Annotated in this window: 16 protein-coding genes; 6 read left to right on the top strand and 10 right to left on the bottom strand. The window is 71.7% G+C overall.

Annotated elements, in window-relative coordinates; all coding sequences use genetic code 11:
* Window positions 1-61: 61 nt before the first annotated feature.
* Window positions 62-1,339: a thymidine phosphorylase gene (locus ACFYXC_RS10660; protein WP_388914891.1), complete on the top strand. Its 1,278-nt coding sequence runs from the start codon at window positions 62-64 to the stop codon at window positions 1,337-1,339.
* 78 nt (window positions 1,340-1,417) lie between these two features.
* Here ACFYXC_RS10660 and ACFYXC_RS10655 read toward each other — a convergent pair whose 3' ends face one another.
* Window positions 1,418-2,338 (bottom strand): AEC family transporter, encoded by a 921-nt coding sequence (locus tag ACFYXC_RS10655; protein ID WP_389549298.1) that lies wholly within the window; start codon window positions 2,336-2,338, stop codon window positions 1,418-1,420.
* Between the two features lie 377 nt (window positions 2,339-2,715).
* Between ACFYXC_RS10655 and ACFYXC_RS10650 the strand changes: the two genes are divergently transcribed.
* Window positions 2,716-3,102, top strand: coding sequence for an STAS domain-containing protein (locus ACFYXC_RS10650; protein ID WP_388914526.1), 387 nt, complete (start codon window positions 2,716-2,718; stop codon window positions 3,100-3,102).
* On the opposite strand, the gene ACFYXC_RS10645 is transcribed toward ACFYXC_RS10650, so the two are convergent.
* Complete coding sequence (locus ACFYXC_RS10645; RefSeq protein ID WP_389549294.1) at window positions 2,992-4,008, bottom strand: sigma-70 family RNA polymerase sigma factor; 1,017 nt, start codon at window positions 4,006-4,008, stop codon at window positions 2,992-2,994. The genes ACFYXC_RS10650 and ACFYXC_RS10645 overlap by 111 nt on opposite strands.
* 226 nt (window positions 4,009-4,234) lie before the next feature.
* Window positions 4,235-5,542: an MFS transporter gene (locus tag ACFYXC_RS10640; RefSeq protein WP_389549292.1), complete on the bottom strand. Its 1,308-nt coding sequence runs from the start codon at window positions 5,540-5,542 to the stop codon at window positions 4,235-4,237.
* 65 nt (window positions 5,543-5,607) lie between these two features.
* Here ACFYXC_RS10640 and ACFYXC_RS10635 point away from each other — a divergent pair, with 65 nt between their 5' ends.
* Window positions 5,608-6,558, top strand: a complete 951-nt coding sequence (locus ACFYXC_RS10635; protein ID WP_388914894.1) for a LysR substrate-binding domain-containing protein — start codon at window positions 5,608-5,610, stop codon at window positions 6,556-6,558.
* A gap of 40 nt (window positions 6,559-6,598) precedes the next feature.
* Here ACFYXC_RS10635 and ACFYXC_RS10630 read toward each other — a convergent pair whose 3' ends face one another.
* Entirely contained in the window at window positions 6,599-7,360 is a 762-nt protein-coding gene (locus tag ACFYXC_RS10630) for an alpha/beta hydrolase (protein ID WP_389549289.1), read from the bottom strand.
* A gap of 113 nt (window positions 7,361-7,473) precedes the next feature.
* Here ACFYXC_RS10630 and ACFYXC_RS10625 point away from each other — a divergent pair, with 113 nt between their 5' ends.
* Window positions 7,474-8,628, top strand: a complete 1,155-nt coding sequence (locus ACFYXC_RS10625) for an adenosine deaminase (protein WP_388914538.1) — start codon at window positions 7,474-7,476, stop codon at window positions 8,626-8,628.
* 125 nt (window positions 8,629-8,753) lie between these two features.
* Window positions 8,754-9,104, top strand: a complete 351-nt coding sequence (locus ACFYXC_RS10620; RefSeq protein WP_388914541.1) for an ATP-binding protein — start codon at window positions 8,754-8,756, stop codon at window positions 9,102-9,104.
* 79 nt (window positions 9,105-9,183) lie between these two features.
* Here ACFYXC_RS10620 and ACFYXC_RS10615 read toward each other — a convergent pair whose 3' ends face one another.
* The 5 genes from ACFYXC_RS10615 to afsQ1 form a co-directional block, all read right to left on the bottom strand.
* Window positions 9,184-9,387, bottom strand: coding sequence for a PspC domain-containing protein (locus ACFYXC_RS10615; protein ID WP_389549285.1), 204 nt, complete (start codon window positions 9,385-9,387; stop codon window positions 9,184-9,186).
* 101 nt (window positions 9,388-9,488) lie between these two features.
* Entirely contained in the window at window positions 9,489-10,055 is a 567-nt protein-coding gene (locus tag ACFYXC_RS10610) for a VanZ family protein (RefSeq protein WP_388914547.1), read from the bottom strand.
* A gap of 123 nt (window positions 10,056-10,178) precedes the next feature.
* Window positions 10,179-10,850 carry a hypothetical protein gene (locus ACFYXC_RS10605; protein ID WP_389549283.1) on the bottom strand — a complete coding sequence of 224 codons (672 nt, stop codon included), beginning with the start codon at window positions 10,848-10,850 and terminating at the stop codon, window positions 10,179-10,181.
* On the bottom strand, window positions 10,850-12,424 hold the full coding sequence (locus tag ACFYXC_RS10600) for an ATP-binding protein (protein ID WP_389550004.1): 1,575 nt from the start codon (window positions 12,422-12,424) through the stop codon (window positions 10,850-10,852). Before ACFYXC_RS10600 ends, ACFYXC_RS10605 begins: the two co-directional genes overlap by 1 nt.
* A gap of 50 nt (window positions 12,425-12,474) precedes the next feature.
* Window positions 12,475-13,152: a two-component system response regulator AfsQ1 gene (gene afsQ1, locus ACFYXC_RS10595; protein ID WP_099505496.1), complete on the bottom strand. Its 678-nt coding sequence runs from the start codon at window positions 13,150-13,152 to the stop codon at window positions 12,475-12,477.
* 296 nt (window positions 13,153-13,448) lie between these two features.
* Between afsQ1 and ACFYXC_RS10590 the strand changes: the two genes are divergently transcribed.
* Window positions 13,449-14,210, top strand: coding sequence for a SigE family RNA polymerase sigma factor (locus ACFYXC_RS10590; protein ID WP_388914553.1), 762 nt, complete (start codon window positions 13,449-13,451; stop codon window positions 14,208-14,210).
* 337 nt (window positions 14,211-14,547) lie between these two features.
* Here ACFYXC_RS10590 and ACFYXC_RS10585 read toward each other — a convergent pair whose 3' ends face one another.
* Complete coding sequence (locus tag ACFYXC_RS10585; protein WP_389549280.1) at window positions 14,548-15,207, bottom strand: uridine kinase; 660 nt, start codon at window positions 15,205-15,207, stop codon at window positions 14,548-14,550.
* Window positions 15,208-15,302 lie beyond the last annotated feature (95 nt).

The following is a 15,302-nucleotide window of genomic DNA, read 5'->3' as shown; positions in this document are numbered from 1 at the left end:
CCGAGGGACACCGGGAGGGGCCGCTGCACTTTTCGTTCGAAGGGAAGCCACGACGATGTCGATGGACGCCATCTCCGTCATCCGCACCAAGCGGGACCGCGGCGAGTTCACTGACGAGCAGATCGACTGGGTCATCGACGCGTACACGCGCGGTGAGGTCGCCGACTACCAGATGGCCGCCCTCAACATGGCGATCCTGCTCAACGGCATGAACCGCCGGGAGATCTCCACCTGGACGGCCGCGATGATCGCCTCCGGCGAGCGCATGGACTTCTCGTCCCTGTCCCGCCCGACGGCCGACAAGCACTCCACGGGCGGCGTCGGCGACAAGATCACGCTTCCGCTGGCCCCGCTGGTGGCGGCCTGCGGCGCGGCCGTCCCGCAGCTGTCGGGCCGGGGCCTCGGCCACACCGGCGGCACCCTCGACAAACTGGAGTCGATCCCCGGCTGGCGCGCCCTCCTGTCGAACGACGAGATGCTCTCCGTCCTGGACTCGGTCGGCGCGGTGATCTGCGCGGCGGGCGACGGCCTTGCGCCCGCGGACAAGAAGCTGTACGCGCTCCGTGACGTGACCGGCACCGTCGAGGCGATCCCGCTGATCGCCTCCTCGATCATGTCGAAGAAGATCGCGGAGGGTACGGGCTCGCTCGTCCTGGACGTGAAGGTCGGCTCCGGCGCCTTCATGAAGACGATCGAGGACGCCCGCGAACTGGCCGCCACGATGGTCGGCCTGGGCACGGACCACGGCGTGAAGACGGTCGCCCTGCTCACCGACATGTCCACCCCGCTCGGCCTGACGGCGGGCAACGCCCTGGAGGTCCGCGAGTCCGTCGAGGTCCTGGCGGGCGGCGGCCCGGCCGACGTCGTCGAGCTGACCCTCGCCCTGGCCCGCGAGATGCTGGACGCGGCGGGCGTCAAGGACGCCGATCCCGCGAAGGCACTGGCCGACGGCTCGGCGATGGACGCCTGGCGCCGCATGATCGCGGCGCAGGGCGGCGACCCGGACGCCGAGCTCCCCACGTCCCGCGAGCAGCACGTGGTCAGGGCTTCCGCGTCGGGCGTCCTGACCCGCCTGGACGCGTACGACATCGGCGTCGCCGCCTGGCGCCTGGGCGCGGGCCGCGCCCGCAAGGAGGACCCGGTGCAGGCCGCCGCGGGCGTCGAACTCCACGCGAAGCCGGGCGACACGGTGACGGAGGGCCAGCCGCTCCTGACCCTGCACACGGACACCCCCGAGCGCTTCGAGTACGCCCTGGAAGCGGTGCGGGGCTCGTACGACGTGGCGTCCCCCGGGACACCCTTCACGGCGGCCCCGGTGGTACTGGAACGCATTGCCTGACGTATCACGTGACCTGGGGTTCCTCATCCGGGTGGACGGGACCGGTGGACGGCCACCGGTCCCGTCCGGCATGTCGGATCACCCCAGCAACGCCGCGATCACCACCAGTACCGGTACCGCCAGCATCGTGGACAGCAGGATCGATTCGCGGGCCAGGACCTCGCCGACGCGGTAGCGCGAGGCGTACGTGAAGAGGTTCTGCGCGGCCGGCAGCGCCGAGGTGACCACCACGTCGAGCAGGGGCTCGCCCCGCAGGCCGAAGACCCCCGCCGCCAGCGCCCAGGCGGCCAGCGGCTGGCCCACCGACTTCAGGGCGACGGAGAGCAGCACGGGCGCCCGGTCGGCCCCGCGGCCCGGCATGGTGCTGCCGCACAGGGAGATGCCGAAGGCGAGCAGCACGGCCGGTACGGACATGTTCCCGATCAGCGTCAGCGGATCCATGACGGGTCCCGGCACGGTCAGGCCGGTCGCGGAGACGGCCACCCCGGACAGCGAGCCGATGGCGATGGGGTTGCGGACGGGAACGGTCACCCGCCGCCAGAGCGACTGCTTCTCGCCCCGCCCCGACAGGTCCAGGATCGTCAGGGCGACGGGCGTCATGACGATCTGCTGGAACAGCAGGACCGGCGCCACGAGTGAGGCGTCCCCGAGGACGTACACGGCGATCGGGATGCCGAGATTGCCGGCGTTGACGTAACTGGAGCAGAGCGCGCCGATCGTCGTACGGCCCACGCCCCACCGGCGGACCGCACCGACCGCGACGAAGACGCCGGCCACCGCGAACGTGCTGATCGCCGTCACCAGCAGCCGGTTCGACAGGATCACCGACAGGTCCGCCCGCGCGAGGGTGGTGAAGAGCAGCGCGGGCGTGGCGACGTGGAACGCGAGCTTGGTCAGCACCTCCCGGCCGTTGTCGCCGAGATACCCCCGCCGCCCGATCAGATAGCCGACACCGATGACGACGGCGATGACGGCGAACCCGTTCAGCACCCCTTGCACGACACCCCCCGGGATCCCCGGGGACGGCGGCGGACCGGTATGTGTGGTGCGGCGGCCTCTGATTCATGGGGCATACACCCAACCCTCCAGGCCAGGGCACACCCAGGTCAATGTGACCTTCCCCGCCGACAACCACCTCTCCAGGGGCGCGGGGAACGGCGCGAGCACCCCCAACCGACCGGCACCCGAGAACCGCCCCCTTCAGGGGCGCGGGGAACGGCGCGAGCAACCCCACCCGGCCCGCGCCCGACAACCGGCCCCTTCAGGGGCGCGGGGAACTGCGCGACCAGCCCTCACCGGGCCGCAGGCGGACAGCCGACCGCAGGCCGGCGGACCGCAGGTCACCCCGGGAGCGTGGCCCAAGCCAAAGCTCCGCGATGAGTTCCGCGCCGCCCCCCGGTCTACCGCACGTGGACCCCATGACACCCGCCGTACTCGTCCTGCCCGGCCCCGTCACCCGAGACGAGGTGCCGAGGTGGTGCGAGGCCGTGCGCGCACGACTGGAGCACACCGGAGCCCACGTCGTGGTCTGCGACGTCGCCGGTCTGGGCCCACCGGGCCTGACGACCGTCGACGTGCTGGCCAGGATGCAGCTCGCCGCCCGCCGCGCCGGCGGCAGCATCAGGCTCCGCGCCCCCGACCCCGCCCTGCGCTCACTGCTCGCCCTGGTCGGCCTCCGCTTCGAGGTGGAGGGGCAGCCCGAACAGCGGGAACCACCGCTCCGTGTCGAGGAAGCAGTGGAATCCGGTGATCCGCCCCTCTGAGATCTCCAGGACCTGCACGGCCCACGCCGTGCGGCCCCCGGTCTCGGGATCCGGCTTGTACTGGGCGAAGCCCGGCAGGCCGTTCACCGCGACCGGGACCAGGTGGGAGTACGCACAGGGCGCGCCGAGCGTCGTCATGAAGCCCGTGATGTCGTCGGCGCCGGTCAGCCACAGGTCGAACGGCGGCATCGTCATCACGGCGTCCTCGTGCAGGAGGGCCGTCAACGCCGTCATGTCGTACCCCTCGAAGGCGGCCACATAGCGCTCCAGGAGCTTCTGCTGCTCCTCGTCGAGCGGGTCGGAGGTGGCGGCCCGGGCCGCCACGCTCCCGTTCTCGCTCTCGCCGAGCGTCGCCCGGGCCCGCTGGAGCGCGCTGTTCACGGAGGCGACCGTGGTGCCGAGCAGCTCGGCCACCTCGCTCGCCTTCCACGCCAGGACCTCGCGCAGGATGAGCACGGCCCGCTGCTTGGGCGGCAGTTGCTGCAGCGCCGCCATGAAGGCGAGGCGCACCGACTCCTTGGCCACGGCGGCCTCGGCGGGGTCGGCGACGGTCGGCAGCACGCGCGCGTCCGGCATGGGCTCCAGCCAGGTGTGGTCCGGGCGCGGGTTCAGAGCGGCCTGCGCGAGCGGTGTCGAGTCCGTCAGATCCATGGGCCGGGCCCGCTTGTTGCCCGCGGCCAGCATGTCGAGGCAGACGTTCGTCGCGATCCGGTACAGCCACGAGCGCAGAGAGGAGCGGCCCTCGAACTTGTCGTAGCTGCGCCAGGCGCGCACCAGCGTGTCCTGCACGGCGTCCTCGGCCTCGAAGGACGAGCCGAGCATCCGGTAGCAGTACCCCGTCAGCTCGACCCGGTGCTTCTCCAGCCGGACGTCGAGGTCCTCCATCGTCGCCGTACCGTCGCTCATGGCCAACCCACCCCTGTGGCTCTGTCCGTTGCGCAGGAACCGCCTCATTGCGGCCCGGCACTTCGGAAGCTACCGCAGCCCACTGACAATGGCCCCCCGAGACGGAAAACGCGCAGGTCAGGACAGTTTCCTGTGTCGACCTGCACCCGCGTGTCCGCCGATTGCCCCCGAGAGGTCCCAAGAGGCCCCGGAGTTTCCGGGAGGCTCCGAGGGCCCGGGGTGTGTGTCAGTGCTGTACGGCCACCGGGTGCCGCCGCGTCCGGGCCGCGTGCGACCCGGCCACCGTGATCCCCACGACGCCGACGACCGCCAGCAGTCCGAGTGCCACCGTTCCGGCCCAGCCGCCGGAGTGGTAGGCCACCGCGCCGAGCGTGCCGCCCGCGCTGGAACCCAGGTAGTAGGCGGACTGGTACAGCGCCGAGGCTTGGGCGCGGCCCTCCTTCGCGGTGTGGCTGACCGAGGAGGACGCCACCGCGTGTCCCGCGAAGAAGCCGGCGGTGATCAGCACCAGGCCGAGCAGCACGAGCGGCAGCGCGTCGGCCAGCGACACCAGCAGGCCGGCGGCCGTCGTGGCGCCGCCCAGGTACAGCGCGCCGCGCCGGCCGAGCCGGTCCACCAGCTTCCCGGCCGCCGACGCCGAGACCGTACCGACCAGGTAGACGAGGAAGATCGAGCCGATGATGCCCTGCGGCAGCGAGAACGGGGCGTCGGTGAGGCGGTAGCCGATCACCGTGTAGACGGCGCCGAACACCGTCATGAACAGCGCGCCGATCGCGTACAGCCTGCGCAGCAGCGGGTTCGCGAGGTGCGAGCGGACGGTGCGGACCAGCACCGCGGGGCGCAGCGAACCGGCCGTGAAGTGCTTCGGTGCCGGGAGCAGCAGCCGGAAGGCGACCGCGCACCCCACGGCGATCACGCCGATCGCCGCGACGGCGACCCGCCAGCCCCACTCCTGCGCGACCCAGCCGGTGATGACCCGGCCGCTCATCCCGCCGACGCTGTTGCCGGCGACGAACAGGCCGATGGCGGTGATCAGTGCCTTCGGACGCACCTCCTCCGCCAGGTAGGCCGTCGCCGAGGCGGGCAGCCCGGCCAGCGCCGCGCCCTGGACGGCCCGCAGCGCGATCAGCCAGCCGACCGACGGGGCGAACGGCACGAGCAGTCCGACGGTGACGGCGATCGCCAGGGACGCCGTCATCAACGTACGCCGCCCGAAGCGCTCCGAGAGCGCGCTGAGCGGCAGGACGAACAGGGCCAGTGCGCCGGTCGCCGCCGACACCGTCCAGCTCGCGGTGCTCGCCGTGACCCCGAAGTCGGCGGAGACCAGGGGGAGGAGAGCCTGCGTGGAGTAGAGGAGCGCGAAGGTCGCGACACCCGCGAGGAAGAGCGCGAGGCTCATCCGGCGGTAGCCGGGCCCGCCGGGGGTCAGCCGGTCGTCGACGGGGACGACTTCGCGGGCAGTGGCAGTGGTATCGGGGGCGGCGGCGGAGGAGGCGACCACGGTCGTGGACGCCCCGGTACTGGCAGAAGGCATGTTTCGAACCTAAAGTCCCCTCTGTCATCCGTCCAATGCACGAAACGGCCATAATCGTTCCCGTGATGCATCAGCAGAGGCCAGAGGGCCGCCTGTCACCGTCCAGTGACACAGAAGACATCGTCACGGTGCTCGCCCCACGCCTGGCGTACTTCGCCGGAGTGGCCCGCACCGAGCATGTGACGCGGGCCGCGCAGGAGATGCAGGTCCCGCAGTCGACGCTGTCGAGGGCGATGGTCCGCCTCGAACAGGACCTGGGCGTGGACCTCTTCGCCCGCCGGGGCCGCACGGTCTCCCTCACCCCCGCGGGCCGTACGTTCCTCGGCTCCGTCGAACGCGCCCTCGCCGAGATCGAGCGGGCCGCCGACGAGGTACGGGCCGACGCCGACCCGGCCACCGGCAAGGTCGCCTTCGGCTTCCTGCACACCATGGGCTCCGAGACGGTGCCCGCGCTGATCCGGGCCTTCCGCGCCGACCACCCCCGCGTACGGTTCAGCCTCGTCCAGAACTACGGCGAGGCGATGATCGAGCGCCTGCGCTCCGGCGAACTGGACCTCTGCCTCACGTCCCCGGTGCCGGACGCGCCCGACCTGGTGGGCCGCCGCCTGGACGAACAGAAGCTGCGCCTGGTCGTCCCCGCCGACCACCGGCTGGCCTCCCGCCGCCGCATCCGCCTCGCCGAGGCCGCCGACGAGACGTTCGTGACCCTGGAGCCGGGCTACGGCCTGCGCCGCATCACGGACGACCTCTGCCGGCAGGCCGGCTTCCGTCCCCGGGTCGCCTTCGAGGGAGAGGAGGCGGAGACCCTGCGGGGCCTGGTGGCGGCCGGCCTGGGAGTGGCCCTCCTGCCCCCGCCGGCGGTCCCGCGCCCCGGAGTGGTGGAACTGACGGTCACGGCCCCGAGGGCGGCCCGGGAGATCGGCGTGGCCTGGCTGGACGGCCACCCGGACACACCCCCGGTGGCGGCCTTCAAGAAGTTCCTGCTGTCGAAGAGGGGCGCACTGCTGCCGGAATGACGTACGCACCCGGGAACGGACGACGGCGTTCCCCGGGCCGCTAACGCCGGAGCGACCGGCCGAAGCCGGAGGCGAGCGGCATGCGCAGGCCCAGTGGTGGCGGGGCCGCCAGGGCGTCCTCGACCGGGCGGGCGAAGGGGCGCCCGAACAGCACCCCCATCACGAAGTCCTCCGCGAGCGCGTGCACCTCGTCCCGGTAGGCGTGCAGCGCATGCCGGTCCGAGTGCACCTCGAACCGGCAGATGTCCCGGTTCGCCTTCTTCGCGCGCGCCGCGAGCCGGAACGACAACTCGGGGTCGGTCCGCTGGTCGTTGGTCCCGTGCACGATCAGCACCCGCCGTCCCGCGAGCTGCTTCACCGGTTCGGGCGGCGCCGCGACGTCCTCCTCGGGCAGCCAGGGGGACAGCGCCAGCACGGAGTTGACGGCGGTGTGGCCTCCCGCGTGCAGGGCGGCCCGCCCGCCCATGTCCACCCCGGCGAGACACACGGGCACGTCCCCGTACCGCCGCACGACCTCGTCCGCGGCCCACGCGGCGTCCTGCGCCAGATGCGCCTCGCTCCCGTTCCAGCCGCGGAACCGGTAGTGCACCACGTGCACGGCCAGCCCCTCCGTGCGCCCCGCGCGGGTGAGCCGGCGCCCCAACGCCCGTACGGACGCGGCCGCCAGCATGGGTGACGGTCTGCGGGCAGAGGTCTCCTCGCCGGCCGGCAGCAGCAGTACCACGCCGCTCACCGCCGTCGGCTCCGTACCGAGCGCCCGCCCCAGCCGGGCCGTGCGAGCCGGCGTCGCTTGCTGTGCCATGACAAAACAGTGTCAGAAGTAATGGTGTACGCCATCCGTCCGCACGGTCACCGTTACATATCGACGGATCAGCGCGACGAGAGATCTACGCGCGTAGGCGTTAGAGTGCGGAGATGACGCGCCAGACCAAGAACACCCCGAGCTCGGAGCAGATCCGCCGGGCGCCGAAGGCCCTGCTGCACGACCACCTCGACGGGGGCCTGCGCCCCGGGACGATCGTCGACCTCGCCCGTGCGTCGGGCTACACCGGTCTGCCGGAGACGGATGCCGACAAACTCGGCATCTGGTTCCGCGAGGCCGCCGACTCCGGCTCCCTGGAGCGGTACCTGGAGACCTTCGCGCACACCTGCGCCGTCATGCAGAGCCGTGACGCACTGGTCCGCGTCGCCGCCGAGTGCGCCGAGGACCTCGCAGAGGACGGCGTCGTCTACGCGGAGGTGCGGTACGCGCCCGAGCAGCACCTCGAAGGCGGGCTCACCCTCGAAGAGGTCGTCGAGGCCGTCAACGAGGGCTTCCGGGAGGGGGAGCGGCGGGCCCGCGAGAGCGGTCACCGCATCCGCGTCGGCGCCCTGCTCACCGCCATGCGGCACGCGGCCCGTTCCCTGGAGATCGCCGAACTCGCCAACGGCTACCGGGACCAGGGCGTCGTCGGCTTCGACATCGCCGGCGCCGAGGCCGGCTTCCCGCCCACCCGCCACCTGGACGCCTTCGAGTACCTGAAGCGGGAGAACAACCACTTCACGATCCACGCGGGCGAGGCGTTCGGACTCCCGTCCATCTGGCAGGCGCTCCAGTGGTGCGGCGCCGACCGGCTGGGCCACGGCGTGCGCATCATCGACGACATCCAGGTGCAGGAGGACGGCTCGGTGGAACTGGGCCGCCTCGCCTCGTACGTGCGCGACAAGCGGATCCCCCTGGAGCTGTGCCCCAGTTCCAACCTCCAGACGGGCGCCGCCGACTCGTACGCCGAGCACCCCATCGGACTGCTGCGGCGGCTGCACTTCCGGGCGACGGTGAACACCGACAACCGTCTGATGTCCGGCACCAGCATGAGCCGGGAATTCGAGCACCTTGTCGACGCCTTCGGCTATTCGCTCGACGACATGCAGTGGTTCACAGTCAATGCGATGAAATCAGCATTCATTCCTTTCGATGAACGACTGGCCATGATCAACGACGTGATCAAGCCCGGATATGCCGAGCTGAAGTCCGAATGGCTGTTCCAGCAGACCGCCTCCACCAGCGGTTCTGTACGCGAAGAGGGCTGAAGGAGAAGGACGAGGAGCGGCCGGGTCGGGGCGACTCGGCCGTTTTCCGATGTTTGCGGGGCGCCCTCGCACGTGATTACCGTTTCGGACCGCTCGAATCCCCGTCACAGCATGCAAGGACGAAGATGAAGCAGTCTGCTGCCAAGACCCTCGGCGTCACCGCTCTCGGTGCCGCCTTCGCCGCCGCCGGTGCGGGCGCCGCCAACGCCGCCCCCGCGGTCCCGGACGCCGTCCCGGCGCTCGGCACCGTCACCAGCGCGCTGCCGGCGGACGGCATCACCAAGACCCTGCCGGCGGGCGACGCCGTCACCCACAGCCAGGGCGCACTCGGCACCGCTGTCACCGCCGCCCAGCCGGCCCTCACCAACCTCCTCGCCGCGGGCCCGACCGCGCCCGCCGCCGGCCTGCTGGGCGGTCTGCCCGTACAGGGCCTGCCCACGCACGGCCTGCCGGTGAACGGCGTCCCGCTGGGCTGATCCCGGCTCCCGCCGTCCTCGTACGCGCCGATGGGCGCACCCCGGCCCGGGGTGCGCCCATCGGCGTACTCGCGCGTGGTCACCAGGCCGTGCGGGCCGCCTTGCCCTCGGAGGGGAAGAGGATCCACAGCGCTATGTAGAGCAGGAACTGCGGGCCCGGCAGCAGGCAGGACACCAGGAAGATCACCCGCATCGTGGTCGCGGAGGTGCCGAAGCGCCGAGCCAGCGCTGCGCACACTCCGCCGAGCATCCGGCCGTCGGTGGGGCGGGCAAGGCGGGTCATGAGGGCTCCTTCGTGAGCGTCGTCGGACAGTCCCGGGGCTTCCTGTGCGGCTGCCCCGTCCGACCACAACGCTACGGACGCGAAGGGGGCGAAACGTCGCTCTACGGGGCGACACCGACCCTGGGAATCGTCGGGGTCAGACCCTGAGCCGGCTGCTCCGCCGCTTCCTCGCGGCGCAGCGCGGCGGCCCTGCTCCGGGTGTCGGCCCGCCGGCGCAGCGCGGCCCGGGCGGCGGGCACGACCGCGAGATGCGCCAGTGCCACGCCCACGGTGTTCAGCAGCAGCGAGTCGACGTCGACGACCTGGCCCGGCACGCCGGTCTGCAGGAGTTCGATGGCCAGCGACAACAGCGCGCCCGCGGCGACCGTCCGCACCAGGGACAGCAGCGGGGAGGCGGCGAGTCTGCCGCCGGTCACGGGCAGCAGCACCCCGAGCGGGGCGAGCAGCAGCAGACCCTTGCCGATGGCGCGGGCCGCCGCCTCGGGGCCCATCGCGAGATCCGCCCTGATGCTGGCGAACGGACGCAGGTTCGCGGCGCTCACCCAGGGCACGTCCAGGGGCCGCAGCGTGACCCAGGCAACAAGCGCGAGATGTGCGACGAGGAGGAGCCCTCCCGTCGCACGGACGCGGATCACGGCGGTCTCGCCGTTGAAGCCTTGACGCTGCACGATCCCCAAGACGCGGCCACCGGCAGGATCGGTTCCGTGTGACGACGGCGCTTGGTCCGCACGGGTGAGGCGTGCGCCACAGACGGGCCTTGCCGGGCCCGCCAAGGGGTCGCCGGAGGCGGGTCAGGCGTCGTCGGTCCGGGTCGAGGGCGGTGTCTCCGTGCCCGGCCGGGTGCGTACGGCCTCCGTGCACTCGTAGCGCCGCGCCGTGTCCGTGCCGGGGCCGCCCAGGGTCACCGTGGCGTCGTCGGAGGCGGCCTCCGAGTCGCTGAAGGTGCAGATGATCTGCGCCAGGGCGTACGGCGTCAGCTCCGCCGGCGCCGTGCTGAGACGGAGCGCGTCCGCCGGGTCGGTGCCCTGCGGGCCGGTCACCGTCAGGTCCTTCGGCACGTTCGTCGCGTAGTTCGCCTGCTCCTCGGCGGCCGACGGGGACTCGGAGAGCTCGTCGAGGAGGGCCTGCGCGGCGCGCACCCGGTCCGTCTCCGCCGGCCCGGCCGCGATCCGCACGGTCCGGTCGACGGGTGCGAGCTGCGAGGAGCAGATGAGGAAGACCTGGACGAGGATGCCGCGCGAGGACTGCGTACCGATGTCGGGACCGGTCAGCGCGCACGGCACCCGGGAGGGCGCGGGCCCGAAGTCGGTCGGCACCTCGGTGGCCCGGATACCGCACCCGGACAGCACCACGGCGAGCAGCGGCACGGCGAGCAGCGGACGGACCGCCCGTGCCCCGCGTATGAGCCAGGTGTCCCGCGCGGCGCGGGTGTTCCGGGCGCCCCGTGCGGTCGGTGCGGACATCACACGCCCCCCTCGGTGCGGTCGGCGTCGCGGCCCGTGTCCGTGTCGGTGCCGGGCCGGTCCGGGTCGCCGTCCCCGGGGTCGTCCGGGTGGTCCGGGTGCTCCGGGTCCTTCGGCTCCGAGGCGTCGAGCGGCAGCCGCAGGGTGAAGACGGCCCCGCCCTTGGGCGAGTTCGCGGCGGTGATCTCGCCGCCGTGGATATGGGCGTTCTCCAGGGCGATGGACAGGCCGAGGCCGCTGCCCTCCGAGCGCGGCCGGGAGGCACTCGCCTTGTAGAAGCGGTCGAAGACGTGCGGCAGGACGTCCTCGGGGATGCCGGGACCGTGGTCCTGCACCTCGATCACCAGGTCGGCGCCCTCCTCGCGCACGCACACCCGCACCGGGGAACCACCGTGCTTGAGGGCGTTGCCGATCAGGTTCGCCAGGATGACGTCCAGGCGGCGCGGGTCGACGTGCGCCATGATGCCGCGCGGCGCGTCCAGCTCCACCGCGTCCAGCCAGGCGCGCGCGTCGATGCAGGCGGTGATCTGGTCGGCGATGTCGACGGTGTCGGAGACGAGCCGGGCGGTGCCCGCGTCGAAGCGGGTGACCTCCATGAGGTTCTCCACGAGGGTGTTCAGCCGCCGGGTCTCGCTGACGACGAGCCGTACGGCGGGCTCGATCATCGGGTCGACGCTGCCGGTCTCGGCGTCGAGCTCCTCCTCCAGCACCTCGGTCACGGCGGTGATCGCGGTCAGCGGCGTGCGCAGCTCGTGCGACATGTCCGCCACGAACCGCCGGGACGCCTGCTCACGGGCGCTCATGTCCTCGACCCGCTTCTCCAGCGCCTCCGCGGTGCGGTTGAACGTCCGCGACAGATCGGCGAGTTCGTCCGTGCCGGACACCCGCAGCCGGGTGTCGAGCTTGCCCTCGCCGAGCCGCCGCGCCGCCGTCCCCAGCCGGTGCACCGGCTTCAGCACGGTCGTCGCGGCGGCCTGCGCCAGCAGCGCCGAGCCGATCAGCGCCAGCCCGGTCGCGATCCCCAGCGACCAGGCCAGCGAGTTGAGGTCCTTGGCCTCCGGCTCCAGGGACTTCAGCATGTACCCGGTCGGCCCGCCGCCGATGACCTTCGCGCCGCCCACGAGATACGGCTTGTCGCCCTGCACGGTCCGCTGCCAGTACAGGTGGTACGCGTACTTGTTGTTCGCGGAGATCTTCTGCTCCTTGTTCACCGCCTTCTGGAGGGACTGCGGTACGTCCTCCAGCGTGAAGGTGTCCAGGTCGGAGTTGCCGCGGACGGTCTTCCCGTTCTCGTCCTCGGCGATCAGCAGCACGCTGAAGCGCTGGCTGCTGTTCGCCATCTGCCCCGCGGCGCGCTGCAGTTCACCCTGCGTGGGATGCTGCCGCAGGGTGCTAGCACGGGTCTGCATCGCCTGCTGGAAGTCGCCGAGCACCGCGTCCTGGGTACGTGTCAGCACGGCCTCGCGGTTGAGCCAGTACGCGATCCCGGACGCCGACACCGCGGCGGTCAGCGCGACCAGCCCGAACACCACGACCAGGCGCAGCCGCAGACTGGTGAAGCGGAGCCCCGCCATGACGGTCCGGCGGGCCGCCGCCCAGCCACGGAGCTTGTCCTGCGGTTTGGTCACTGAGGATTGTCCAGCCGGTAGCCGACGCCGCGCACGGTACGGATCAGGGTCGGCGAGGACGGCACGTCCTCCACCTTCGCGCGCAGCCGCTGCACACACGCGTCGACGAGCCGCGAGTCACCGAGGTAGTCGTGCTCCCACACCAGGCGCAGCAACTGCTGTCTCGACAGCGCCTGTCCGGGCCGCCGGCTCAGCTCCAGGAGCAGCCGCAGCTCGGTGGGGGTGAGCTGCAGGTCCTCGCCGTTCTTCGTCACGGTCATCGCGGCACGGTCGATCACCAGGGAGCCGAACGTCGCCGAGTCGTTCGCCTCGCGCTCACCGCGCCGCAGCACGGCCCGGATGCGGGCGTCGAGCACCCGCCCCTGCACGGGTTTCACGACGTAGTCGTCGGCGCCCGACTCCAGTCCCACCACGACGTCGATGTCGTCGCTGCGGGCGGTCAGCAGGATGATCGGCAGCTGATCCGTCCGCCGGATACGCCGGCACACCTCGAATCCGTCGATGCCTGGCAGCATCACGTCGAGAACGATCAGATCAGGCCGCTGCTCGCGCAACAGCTTCAGACCGTCCTCGCCGGTGGCAGCGGTGGCCACCCGGTGTCCCTGGCGCGTCAGTGAGAGCTCCAGGGCCGTCCGGATGGCGTCGTCGTCCTCGATCAGCAACAGGGAAGGCACGGACGTCATTCTGTCCCATGACGTGGGCGGGTATCGACTGTTGGAGCGCTCCCACACATGTCCCGCGTACGAGAGGCTGCCGAGGGCGTGCCTGGTGTGCCGGATGAGTAGCCGTACGACGCTTCTGCGTGATCGGTCGGTGGACCGGCCGGCCTGAGCCCCTGTGACAGGTCTGTGACAGTCGGGGGACACCGTCATGAAGTGACCCCGGCAAGCTTTTGGTCACGGGCAAGGAAGCACCACAGCGAAGTATCGGAAGTACCGGAGAACCGGAACTCCACGACGGGGGGCGCGAGATGAACACGCTGCACAGCACCAGTACTGGCGCAGTTGTCACGCGGCTCCACGACGTCACGAGGAGCACCGAGAAGTCCGGTGCCGTGAGCGGGCGGGGGTGCGCTCGCGGCACCGGGCGTCAGCACACCGGGTCGTACATGACGGTGGTTGACGCACGTACGGGGGGAAGCGGTACGGGGGTCGCCCACGGGGGAACGGGGGCAGCGTACGGGGAGGTCACGGGGGAGCGCCGCTCGGTGTCGGAGGCGGAGTTCACCGCCTACGTCCAGGAGCGCCGCGCCTCCCTGTACGCAACCGCCTACCACCTGACCGGCGACCGCTTCGAGGCCGAGGACCTGCTGCAGAGCGCCCTGTTCTCGACGTACCGGGCGTGGGACCGGATCAGCGACAAGGCCGCGGTGGGGGGCTACCTCCGCCGCACCATGACCAATCTGCACATCAGCGCGTGGCGCCGCCGCAAGCTGAACGAATATCCGACCGAGGAGCTGCCGGAGACGGCCGGCGACACGGACGCGATGCGGGGCACCGAGCTGCGCGCCGTCCTGTGGCAGGCGCTCGCCCGGCTGCCCGAACTCCAGCGCACGATGCTGGTCCTCCGTTACTACGAGGGCCGCACGGACCCGGAGATCGCGGAGATCCTCGACATCAGTGTCGGCACGGTGAAGTCGAGCATCTGGCGGTCACTCCGCCGGCTGCGCGAGGACGACGTCCTCAGCTTCGGCCGTGACGAGGAGGAGTCCTTCGGGGAGCTCGTCGCCTGAAGGCTGTGGGGGGAAGCGGTCCGTCACTTCGGGGGAGGTGGCGGACGGCACGGGGAAGTCCGTCACTTCGGGGGAGGCGACGGACAGCAAGGGGGAAAAGTTCGTCACTCCGGGGGGAGGCGGCGGACAGCTCGGGGAAGTCCGTCACTTCGGGGGAGGCGGCGGACCACTCGGGTGCACCACACCGGGGGAACCAACGGGGTCACGGGGGACCACGGGGGAAACACACGGGGGAGCACGGAAAAGCGGGACCGGAAGGGCCGGGGGGCCCATCCGGTCCCGCTTCTTCGCGCGCGAGCGCCCTCTCAGGGGCGCGGGCGAGCCGCGTGACCGGCCCTCACGCCTCACGCACCCGCAGGCCGTCCACCACCTCCGGCACGGAGTGCACGGCGGCCGCCGCGAGCCGTCCCAGCGCCTCGTCGCGATCACACGCGTACGCGCCGAGAGCCGTCTGCCGGGTGACGATCGCCCGCTCGTCCCGCATCAGCCGCCACCCCCGCCGAAGAAGGAACGGCACCGACTTTCGGCCCTCCCGCAGATCCCGCAGGAACCGCCGCCGGAACGTGGTCACGGCGCCCCGGCTCAGACACAGCGCGTCGGCCAGCACTCCCGCCTCCCGGCACCGCTGCACGATCTCCGCCGCGAAGATGCCCTCGGCGATGAACACCGGCGTCCCCCCGAAGTCGACGGTCTCGGAACCCGTACGGGCGCTCAGGGAGATGTCGTACACGGGAACACTCGTACGCCCCGTCCCGCACAGCTGCGCGATCGCCGCGACCGCCGCGTCCGCGTCCCAGGACAGCGGGTGGTCCCAGTCGATGTCCGAACTCCCCGCCACCTGCGGCAGCGTCGGGTCGTCGCCCTCCTTGTAGAAGTCGTCGAGCCGCAGTACCGGGAGACCGGAGCGGGCCGCGAGGAGGGACTTGCCGGAGCCGGAGGGACCGCACAGCAGGACGACGCGCGCGGTTGTCACGGAATTCGGGAGATGGGAACTCACGAGACACCAGTGTGCGGCATCATCCGCCGCCGGCCGAGCCCGCGGGTCGTCTTTGGAGTGTGCGTCACACGTCAACTACCCTACGTGTCGACCTC

This window comes from Streptomyces sp. NPDC002701 (genome assembly GCF_042889045.1).
Classification (GTDB): Bacteria; Actinomycetota; Actinomycetes; order Streptomycetales; family Streptomycetaceae; genus Streptomyces.
This window is presented reverse-complemented; position numbering and strand designations above follow the sequence as displayed.